This is a genomic window from Arcicella sp. (assembly GCF_964672035.1).
In genome coordinates, this window is record NZ_CBABQS010000112.1 from 1 (window position 1) to 10,912 (window position 10,912).

At 38.1% G+C, this 10,912-nt stretch carries 8 protein-coding genes; 2 read left to right on the top strand and 6 right to left on the bottom strand.

Going from position 1 to position 10,912, the window contains the following annotated elements; all coding sequences use genetic code 11:
- Nucleotides 1–191 precede the first annotated feature (191 nt).
- Both AC1W31_RS19220 and AC1W31_RS19225 read left to right on the top strand, forming a co-directional pair.
- A complete protein-coding gene (locus tag AC1W31_RS19220; protein ID WP_481736116.1) occupies nucleotides 192–467 on the top strand; it encodes a thermonuclease family protein in 276 nt (91 codons plus the stop codon).
- Between the two features lie 280 nt (nucleotides 468–747).
- Entirely contained in the window at nucleotides 748–1,113 is a 366-nt protein-coding gene (locus tag AC1W31_RS19225; RefSeq protein WP_481736117.1) for a hypothetical protein, read from the top strand.
- Between the two features lie 50 nt (nucleotides 1,114–1,163).
- On the opposite strand, the gene AC1W31_RS19230 is transcribed toward AC1W31_RS19225, so the two are convergent.
- The 6 genes from AC1W31_RS19230 to AC1W31_RS19255 form a co-directional block, all read right to left on the bottom strand.
- A complete protein-coding gene (locus AC1W31_RS19230) occupies nucleotides 1,164–1,523 on the bottom strand; it encodes a LytTR family transcriptional regulator DNA-binding domain-containing protein (RefSeq protein ID WP_481736118.1) in 360 nt (119 codons plus the stop codon).
- A 224-nt stretch (nucleotides 1,524–1,747) separates the two neighbouring features.
- Complete coding sequence (locus tag AC1W31_RS19235; RefSeq protein ID WP_481736119.1) at nucleotides 1,748–7,810, bottom strand: FG-GAP-like repeat-containing protein; 6,063 nt, start codon at nucleotides 7,808–7,810, stop codon at nucleotides 1,748–1,750.
- The gene (locus AC1W31_RS19240) at nucleotides 7,807–8,229 is read right to left on the bottom strand and encodes a hypothetical protein (RefSeq protein WP_481736120.1); all 423 of its coding nucleotides are present in this window, start codon (nucleotides 8,227–8,229) and stop codon (nucleotides 7,807–7,809) included. Before AC1W31_RS19240 ends, AC1W31_RS19235 begins: the two co-directional genes overlap by 4 nt.
- A 1,092-nt stretch (nucleotides 8,230–9,321) precedes the next feature.
- The gene (locus AC1W31_RS19245; RefSeq protein WP_481736121.1) at nucleotides 9,322–9,471 is read right to left on the bottom strand and encodes a hypothetical protein; all 150 of its coding nucleotides are present in this window, start codon (nucleotides 9,469–9,471) and stop codon (nucleotides 9,322–9,324) included.
- A 314-nt stretch (nucleotides 9,472–9,785) separates the two neighbouring features.
- Entirely contained in the window at nucleotides 9,786–9,986 is a 201-nt protein-coding gene (locus AC1W31_RS19250) for a hypothetical protein (RefSeq protein ID WP_481736122.1), read from the bottom strand.
- Between the two features lie 477 nt (nucleotides 9,987–10,463).
- A complete protein-coding gene (locus tag AC1W31_RS19255; RefSeq protein WP_481736123.1) occupies nucleotides 10,464–10,769 on the bottom strand; it encodes a LytTR family transcriptional regulator DNA-binding domain-containing protein in 306 nt (101 codons plus the stop codon).
- Nucleotides 10,770–10,912 lie beyond the last annotated feature (143 nt).

Genomic DNA, 10,912 nt, shown 5'->3' on the forward strand with positions numbered 1-10,912 from the left:
ACTAATTAAATAACTTAAATAAATTGTTGGAAAAGTAGAAATATAGAAAATTATTCTTGCATTAGAAGACTAATATTAGTCTTTTTTCGAGAGTATGTCAGTCTTCTCAGATTTACTTCCTTATTTATTATCAAACAGTCAGTGTATCATTGTAGCATCATTTACAAGTCAACATTACCATCCATATCACGATGAAAAAGTTACTCACGCTCGCATTTCTTCGTACCTCGATTAATGCGTTTTCTCAGTCGATGCCATTGGTTACGGTTCGGTGTACCCGTGTTATTGATGGTGATACTTTTGAAATTCTCTGGAATGGTGTAAAGACAAATTGCAGAATTTTGAACATTGATGCACTGGAACTGAAGCATGATTTTGGATTCCAAGCCCGTGATACCTTAGTCAAATATCTTGATAGAAAACTGGTATTTCTGTGGCTGGTGTCCACACCAGCCATTGTGCGATAGAAATTAAACTAACTGATTATAAGTTATTTATGAAAAAAAATGGCTTGGCAAGTTGCTGACGCAAATTGGCTGGTGAGGACACTCAGCCACGGGGACCGAGTGTTTCTACCGGCCAAGGATGAAGAAAAACCGTTAAATTTTGAGCCGTAATTTTTCGTCACATTTTTTGAGAAACCACGAGTACAGGAAGAATAGGAGAAGTAAACGATAATATATTTATCGTCTATAATGCGGACTGCATCAATGCGAGTGGTAAGGTTGTTAGTAACCTGACTAATCTTTGCTAAATAGTGGGACGTTTTTCACGGTTACGCAATATGATGCGGTAGGGGCTACCAAGTTTGGGGTAACCTACGCAGTTTATCAGACTTGGTGTCACGGTAAATTCATCGAAGTTTCTCCCTGTGATAAGGATTCGGACGGTAAAATTACCACCAATGATTTACGCCTGACGGTTTTACGGGATGTCAAACCGCTTTATAAACGCAGTATTGGGATGTTTGCAGAGGTGATTTCATTGAAAATCAGGCGGTTGCGGAGTTGTTTGCCGATATGGTTGTGCATTGTGGAACGGGTTACAAGCAACAACATGTCAAGGCATTGCAGAGAATTGTGGGCAAGGAAACCTAAAAAAAATACCTTGTAAATTTCTACTATTCAATTACTTACAGGGGCTCTATCTTACTTTTAGCCCAATTAGGAACTTGTGACCTCATTCCTAATAGCAACCAAGAATGCATTTTTTCTACTGCGAGCAACTTTCATTGACATTCCGTTTCTCATGGTTACTACATTTGCTTCTTGGCAATATTTATTCATAAAAATAGGATTTATCATACTACCTCGATGAATTCTTTGAAAGCCGTGCGTTTCCAAAAAAGGTTCAAAATATTTAAGGGTGTGAGCTACTACTCGTTTACTTCCATCAGTCATGATAAAAGTTGTATAATTGATTTCTCCGATTAGCATTATGACAAAATTAATGGGCACGTTAAGTCTGGTTTTCTGATTTAATACGATTCTGTTTCGATTATTCGTACTTTTATAAGTTTTCATGAATAATTTGTGGTTAATTACCTAATATATCATGTGGCGTAATGAGATTTTTAGGTGATTTCTTAGAATATAAAGTGATTATTTAGGACTGAAAAATTAATCATATACCAATATAGCAGGTCTAAACAACGCTGAAAAGTGGTAGATTAGCTAACATGCTAAGAAGAAAAAAGATAAATGAAAATAATGGACGACTTCAATCGGTTGAAGTCGTCCATGAATAGTTAAAATCCCAGTTCCAGTTTACTGGTGGTTGAGTTAAATTTGAGTGTTCCTTTACCACGATATTGCAAATTCTTGGCAATAGCCGAAGTGTTGATAGTTACGATATGACTGTTGTCAATAATGACGTAATCGCCCAATCGAGGAACTCTGCCAATATCCCACGTTGAATTAGCCTCCCAAGGTCCCGTGACTACACTAATTACCAAGGTTGACGTTCCAATACCTTGAAATTCATAAGCGCCTATATCCACTTTGCCGCCTGAAAATCTTCTAAAATTACCATCCAAATCTTTGTCCGTCAAGGAAATAGGGCCATTATCTCCACGGTCGATGGCTAAAGATGTTGCTTGTAAATGATAGTCTCCAGTGGTGTTTGGAGCGGCACCAAATGCGGCAGGATTAATAAATTTTGGGTCCACCGTAAGATTCCCAATGCCTGAATATCCGCCTTGTACGATGGAATACGAAATGATGGATTGATTATCGTTGAAAGGTCCAACATTGCCCCAAAGAATTGAGTTTTTCACCACTGGCTGACTGGCTGAGTTGAAAATGCCGCCATTATAACCTCCATTACTGGCAATGGTACAGTTGGTTAATGTTGGGTTTGAGGTGTTGTTATAAACGCCACCATTCCCCTTGTTTACCGCCATCAAGACGTTTTTCATCGTAAAATTACTGGCGTTGTGGGCATAAATGGCTCCCCCAAAAGTAGCTTCGTTGTTTGATATATCACACGCTTGAATGCTTGGCGTACTGGAATCCAAACAAAAAATACCGCCTCCAAACCACGCTGTGTTTTTGTTAATGATACAATTGGTAATGATTGGCTTACCAGCATTATCAATTAAAATACCGCCCCCTGTTAGATTAGGAACTCCGTTTGGAGGATTAGTCACATTATAATTATTAGGCAAAGGGAGACCGTTAACCTTGGGGTCAAAACTGGCATTACCTCCCGTAATTGTGAAACCATCCAAAATGGTAGCGCTGCTCGAACCACTGAAAGTAACTACGTGGTAGGAGTTATCATTCATTAGAATTTGCGTTCCAATATCACCACTCAAAACCGTTACGTTAGTCCTAAAATTACGGTCAATTAAATTGTCTTCTGTGCCAGCAAAGCCACCATAAACAATGACGTTATTTGGAATATTAAAGTAAATGGTTCGAGTCGTGGTTGTGGTGGGTTTGTACGTTCCTTTGGCCACCCAAACTTCTACTGCCGGAGCTGCAATTTCTAATCCCGCTTGGAGACTTCCGTAGGCCGTTGCCCACGAGTTACCATTTTGAATCGGTTCAGCTATTTTAGTAATATCCACAAAGATTCTGTTTACAACCGTTACGGTTACGTCATTACTTTTAGCGGAGAGGCAAGTAACAGTATTGGCTGTTTGTTCACATTTAGCGTAATATTGGGTGGTAACCGTTGGCGAAACGGGTATCGTAACTGAGGCATTATTCGAGGTTTGATACCATTTCAAGGTCAATGTTCCTAATGTTCCACTGCAACCTGTGGCAGTTAATGAAATTGATTGTCCGTTATAAATCGTTCCGCCCGTTGATATTGGGGTTGGTGGATTTAGAATCGTCAAGGTTACTACGTTTGATTTGGCACTTATGGCCGTCACAGCGTTGAAAGTGTGTTCACATTTGGCATAATAATCAGTTGAAACCAAAGGAGAAACAGGCATTGATACCAATACATCATCAGTGTTTTGATACCATTTCAAGACAAAAGCACCGACTGCCCCTGAGCATCCTGTGGCCGTTATGGTCGTGGCTATTCCCAGACAATTGGTAGCCCCCGTTGATACAGGTGGAGTTGGCGATAAAACCGTTACAGTTACATTCGCAGACTTTTCAGAAATACAGGTGATAGTATTGAGCGTTGTTTCACATTTGGCGTAGTAATTTGTAGTTACCGTAGGTGAAACGGGCATCACTGCCAAAGTATTATTCGAAGATTGATACCATTTCAATACATCATTTTCGTCCGAGCAACCCGTGACGGTAAGCGTTACCGACCCGCCAAAGATAATCTGAGTATTAGCTTGTGGTGTTGGAATTACCACAACTGGATTGACCGTTACCGAGGTGGTAGCGATAGCCGTACAGCCATTCGCATTGGTAATAATTAATTGGTAAGTTCCTGTTGCCACCGTGGTTGCTGAAGTAACGCTTGGATTTTGTAAAGTTGAGCTAAATGAATTTGGCCCACTCCACGCATACGACCCCGAAGAAGCAACAAATGAGGGTGCACTCAAACCACCACCCACTAAACTAATGGTATTTCCTGCACACACGGGCGAGTTACTGCTGGCGGTTGCCGTGGGTAAAGCATTGACCGTTACCGAGGTGGTAGCGATAGCCGTACAGCCATTCGCATTGGTAATAATTAATTGGTAAGTTCCTGTTGCCACCGTGGTTGCTGAAGCAACGCTTGGATTTTGTAAAGTTGAGCTAAATGAATTTGGCCCACTCCACGCATACGACCCCGAAGAAACAATTGATGGTGCACTCAAACCACCACCCACTAAACTAATGGTATTTCCTGCACACACGGGCGAGTTACTACTGGCGGTTGCCGTGGGTAAATAATTAACTGCTACTGATGTAGTGGCCGTTGCAGTACAATTATTGGGGTTGGTTACGGTGAGGGTATAAACACCCGATGCCGCTACCATGGCATTGACAATGGTTGGACTTTGAGAAGTCGAAGTGAAACTATTGGGTCCACTCCAAGCGTAAGTACCTACACCACCGCCCGTCAAATTCAAACTCGTTCCTACACAAATAGGCGAATTACTGCTGGCCGTTGCGGATGGCAGTGAATTGACCATTACTGAAGTAGTGGCCGTTGAAGTACAAGTATTAGCGTAGGTTACTGTGAGGGTATAAACACCAGTTGCCGCTACCGTGGCATTGTCAATGGTTGGACTTTGAGAAGTCGAAGCATAACTATTCGGTCCACTCCAAGCGTAATTGCCTACACCACCACCCGTCAAATTCAAGCTCGTTCCCGCACAAATAGGCGAATTACTGCTGGCCGTTGCGGATGGCAAAGCATTGACTGTTACCGTAGCGGTATTGCTGCTTACGTTTCCATTGACATCCGTTACTGTTAAAGTCACCGTATTGGCTCCAACATTTGTACAGTCAAAAGCTGTTTTACTCAAAACAAGAGTTGCAATACCACAATTATCTGTGCTCCCATTGTTAATGTCGGCCGCTGTAATTGTTGCGACTCCGTTTGCATCTATTTGGATCGTTTTGTTTTGAACCAATACTACTGGTTTGATATTATCAATTACTGTAATAGTAAATGATTGTAAAGCATTTCCGCATTCATTGATTGCATGAATTGTTACAGTAGTTAAGCCTGAATTGAATATACTCCCAGAACCTATTCCTTGACCACTACCCGTAGTCGCACCAGAAAATGAATAGGTCACGTTTGGTGCTGGGTCTCCCGCAATAGTGGCAATATATGTTGCAGTTGCAGCGCAATTATTGCCATCCGTATTTACAACTATATTAGCCGGTGCTATTACAGAAGCTGCAACACAAGTAATCTTAGCCTTTAAATTAAAAGTAGCTACAGTTTTATCACAGGCATTGCTACGGACAGTAACAGAAGCACTATAATCAGTAATATTTGGAGCGTTAAAAACCACTTTAAAATTAGCTGAAGAATTTGCTGCTACCGATGTTGGTGCACCAGTAATACTAAAGTACTGCGCACTAACCCCACCAATTGAAATTTGTGAGACAGTTAATGTACTAGTACCCGTATTACTTATAGTAAACGTCTTTTCCTTATTAGCATTTGGCAATACATTACCGAAATCACTCAGACTATTATCTGAGATTAGTATATCGCCTTCAGATAATCCAATTTTAGGAGCTCCATTCGAAACCACAACCGTAGAAGATACTGCAGAACAGCCAAATAAGTCTATCACACGTACACTATAATTACTTGCAGTATTAGCATTATAAGTTTGCTGAGTAGCATTTGCTATATCTACTCCATTATTCATCCATTGGTAAATAGATGATTGTGAAGCAGTTAATTTAGCTGTTCCACTACATAAAGACACGCTATTTCCTTCAAGTACGTTTACAGTGGGGTTCTCGTTAACGGTTAATACTGTAGGTAATGAAGTTCCAGAACATCCTCCAGAATTTGTCACTGCAACAGTGTAAGAACCTGTTTGGGTGGCGGTATAATTCCTTAGGGTTGCCCCACCAATAAGAACGTTATTTTTATACCATTGATAAGAATCGCCTACATTCGCTGTAAGAGGGATAACTCCACCTTGACAAACTGTAGTTTGACCTGCAACAATAATTGCTGCAGTCTGCACATTAACGGTAGCGCTTGCGGTAGCTACATTGCCGGCATTATCTGTAACGGTAAGTATTACTGAGTTTGCACCAATATTAGCACATGTAAAAAGCGTTTGTGAAAGTGTTATAGATTTAATTCCACAAGCATCGGAAGACCCGTTATTTACTTGTGAAGCAGCAACTGTCGCTGTACCATTTGGATCCAATCCTACAATTATATTTTGTGCAATGGCAGTTGGCGGCACATTGTCTACTTGTGAGCTTGTGTTTCTATGGAATAAAATTCGATTCGAACTTATTCCTGAAGTAGCAATATCAGGTACAAAATCACCATCTAAATCACCAATTACAATACCAGAAACTTCTGCTTGCGAGCTGGATGAATAATCAATTCTGGCAGCAAAAGTTGGAGAACCAGCACCTGTAGAAGTATTCTTGTATACTGAGAATATATTAACTGCCAATGATTTAGTTACCACATCAGGGTATCCATCTCCATCTGCATCTCCCACACCAATTCTATAGTTGCCTCCTGGGGAAGGTAAGTTAACAGTGGGCGCAAAAACAATATCACCAACATTAGAAATGTTTCTCCAAATGGCAACATTGGTTGCTCCAGAATAATTACAAGAAGTAAAATCAATTTTTCCATCTTTATCAAAATCAGCAATCTGTGCTCTATAAGGGTAGGTACCTGTACCATCTGAAGGGTCAGAATCAGAAGACCAATATTCGGGTGCTTCAAAAGATGGGGTCATGCTACCTACTGTAGTGGTGTTTCTAATAGAAACAGCTCTATTTGAATTTCCTTGAGAGGCAATAAAATCTGTTTTACCATCTGAATCTATATCTGCTACCTGAATACCGGTACATGTTGTTTCCACATTCCCAAAAAATTGGGCAGGGCCAAATGAAATATTTCCAGGACCTGTACTGGTATTAAAGGCTAAATACACGCCACCGTTATTACCTCCAATGATATCAATTTTACCATCATTGTTAAAGTCTCCTGCTGCAATTTGGTAACCACTGACCGCTGGAATAGCTTGGTACGGCGCCATAGAAACATTTCCTTGTGTACTCGTATTTCTACTCACTTTAGAGGTGGATAGTAAATCTTTTAGGCCATCGCCATCAAAATCTGCTGCATAGATACTTTGACCACCTGCATTGCTGTTAATTGCAGTAAAGGAGAGAGATCCAGGGGTAGATTTATTCACGGCTATTGATAAATTACCACTATTGGCTGATGAGATTACTTCAGGTTTTCCATCAAGATCTAAATCTTGTGAAATCATGTTGTATGCGCCATTTATACCAGTTAAGTCAAATGATTTATTATTATAGGTTTGACTATTCATTGGTGTTGGACAAAATATACCATTAAAAGATACAGTAGAATACGCAGTACGTTTACACTGATTTGTAACTGAAATTGGAGCTGTAGATGCTCCAACGGGTACGATAACTTCTAATTGTCCAAAAGTTGCACTTATAACGGTCGCTTTTGTTGATCCAAAATATACTACATTATTAGAGATTGTATTAGAGTCGAAATTTGCACCAAAAATTGTAACCTTACTTCCAATATAGCCAGTATTTGGGGAAAAACTATTGATTACAGGAACCGTATTACACAGTTGTGCAAAAGATTGTGTACTAACACCGAAGCATACAATCGTTATTAGTATTGAAATTATTTTTCTCATGATCCTGTGGTATAAGTGATTTCAATTTTCATGGTAGCACCATCTATTCCTTCAGGTACATCAAACTTTAAATTGGAATGATCTTCTTTATCACAAGAAGCGATAAACATATCACCAAGCTTTGTAGCGAATGGTGCAATTTCTACTATAGCCTTATTGCCATTGGCATCTTTCAAAGCCAACTTAAAGCCAACTTTTAAATAAGAACCACCTTCATTAAAGGCATTTAATAAAACTTTTGCTTTTGATGTTGGACTACATTTTACGACTGCATAAGAAACATCGAAATAAAAATCCGCTTCTTTGAGTTGAGTCCAATTTTGGAGGTACTCTGGTTCGGTCTGTGCACAGACCATTGCACTACTACTTAACAATATTGTTAGAAATAGTAATGAAAAAATTTGTTTAATCTGTTTCATGATTATTGGAATTAGTGGTTGATTTTAAAAATTAAAGTATTAACAGAATTTTAGTTGAATCATGGTTTTTATTAATACTATAATTTGTACCCAATGACTTCTTCATTGTACCAATCGGACCACTGGCGAGCGAGAAACTGGTGATGGCGAATTAATCGGCAATAAATTAGCTATTCTTGCTTCAATGTCCGTAAAGGATAGAAGCGTTAAAATAGTAAGTAGAAGACATAACTTTTGGTGTCTACCTCGAAACAAAGTGATTTTATTGTGCATAAATTTTGTAAAAGTGATATTATTCTGAAAATTATTAATGGATTTATTTTAGATATTTTGAATACTAATTGTGTATAATTAATATCGTGTGTGCGTGCAAACTTTGCCATAAAAAGTAATGACTAACTACGAAAAATTCCGCAACAAACCACGACAATTCAAATCTTTAACCTCCGTTCAGGGGCTTGGTATCCTCACTTACCCGGTGTACACACCTTTCAGCGTTCTTTAAAGTATTGTACTTTAGCGATAAAATGCTCGTAGAAAAACAATTGCCTCATCCATTGGATTATTTAATATCGGCGATGGAGGCTCAGCGCACTGTTGTGTTGAAACACTTATCATCGAACCATAACGTTGACATTAGATTTGGTCGTTTTATTCACAATCCACGTGTAAAAATGACATCTATTTTATTAATTTTTGTGATTTAAATTGGTCAATGCCAACAAGATAGATAATATAGTTTCTCCGGCAGGTTTTAGCAATAATGAAATAATTAGGGTTGGGTTGTACTTTCTTAGCAGAATTTCGCATTAAACAAAAAGTTCGGTAACACAAGTATCTAATTATCAATTATTTATTTTCTTTTTTTTGGTATTTTTACCTACAATTCGGACGTTAGCTTGTTTGTGAAATACCATTAAAGTCAAAAATTGTCTCTATAATTGGGGTATCCGATTACAAATTATGATGCGAGCGAACTACGCCCTTATAGCCTTATTGCGAAAATCAAGTCAACTTTTCGTTTGCTCCTTCTTTCGTAAAAAATTCGCTAAAAATTATTCTAAAAATTTTCCCAGTGTCTTTCTCTCCTACTTACACATAAATTTCTTCTTTTTTCACACCCATCTCCAGTAATTCGTCGTATAAATCTTGGATCATATTCGGGCTTGAAAGTGCCGTTACTTGCACACCAAAACCTTTTGGATTTTTCTCAGAACCACTAATATCGTAGGGAGGATTCACGAAAAAAGGTTCAACGAGTATTTTTACAACAGCAACAGTAATAGTTCTTGTTTCTTTATTTTCTTCTTATGAGGTAACCTCCCGATCCTTATTCAGAAGATTATTAAGTGCTTTATCAATTATTTTTTCAGTCGCTGGTTGTGCCACAACTTCCAACCTTAGGTTTGCTTTTCCGTTGACGATTATACGTAATTTTGAAGCGGCTGCTTTCGATAAGTTAATAGTTTTATCTTCTTCTTCACATTTGCAGTAATCATTTGTCCGAACCTGAACTGTTAGATTATTTTATACATTAGTGCCTTTTACTAAGGCATTTAAGGGATATTTTGAATGTGAAGCGGTAAGTTGTAAATCATCATATTTTCTCCAGATGAGGTCAATCTTCCTTTAAGGTTGGAAGCATAGTAACGGGCAATTCCTTTTTCACCACCATTATTGAAAAAACTAATTTGATTTGCTACTATTTGAGCAGAAAAACACACAAAAATCAATTGTGCTACAAGAATATTTTTCATTTCATTAAAAAGTTATAAAACCTCTTTGACCTTATTCCTTATTTAGATCCACCGTACAAGTTTTGAAACATAAAATGAACTCAATTTTCATTCAAAACGAAAAGCTGTAACAGATTCATGATGTATAATTGGTGTGTAAAATTATTTTTACTTACTAAATGTTGTAATCGAGCCACTGTGTCGATAAATCGAACGGGCGATTCCGTAAACTTTTTAGTTCAGCCTACGGGAAGTAATTGAATAATTTCAAATTATTCAACCAGCCACTTTTAATCAATCTTGGTAATTATTTTTGTATTTGTATTTTTGATGGTTCGAAATTAAAAAATGACAGAAGATGTGTAAACCAAAAAGTGCGTCAAACGGACAAATATGGTTCGGAAGCGGACATTGGGGGGGGTAATTTTCAGCAAGCCATTCCAAGAAATGAGCCGTTTTATCTTTACTGATCATTAATTGTTCTGAAAAAGGAATGGTTTAATTGACTAATAATTTACGGCCAAAATACCTGGAAACATCTTTTATGACTTTTCGATTTACAATAAATTGCCTACTAATTCGATTGAATTCTGGCGCTAATTTATCTTCTATTTCTTCCATAGATTGGAAAATAGGAAAATGACTTCCTTCCAACGTATGTGATTGAACAACTTGGTTTTTGAGTTGAAATAAACCAATAGTTAATACGGGTATGGGAAATATTTTATCACCTTGATGAACTATCAAAGATTTGATTTTACTCCTTTCCATTTCCAATCTCCCCAAAAGGGCTAAATCCCTCATTCACAGAACTTTAGCGTAATACTTTTACAGAAAAAAAAGATTACCGCTATGTTTAAATTTCTTATGTATCTACTCTTACTTATTTCATTCATTGCTCAATCGGCTGATTTTGAAGTGTTTTTTCCGCATCTTATTCGGGTGGA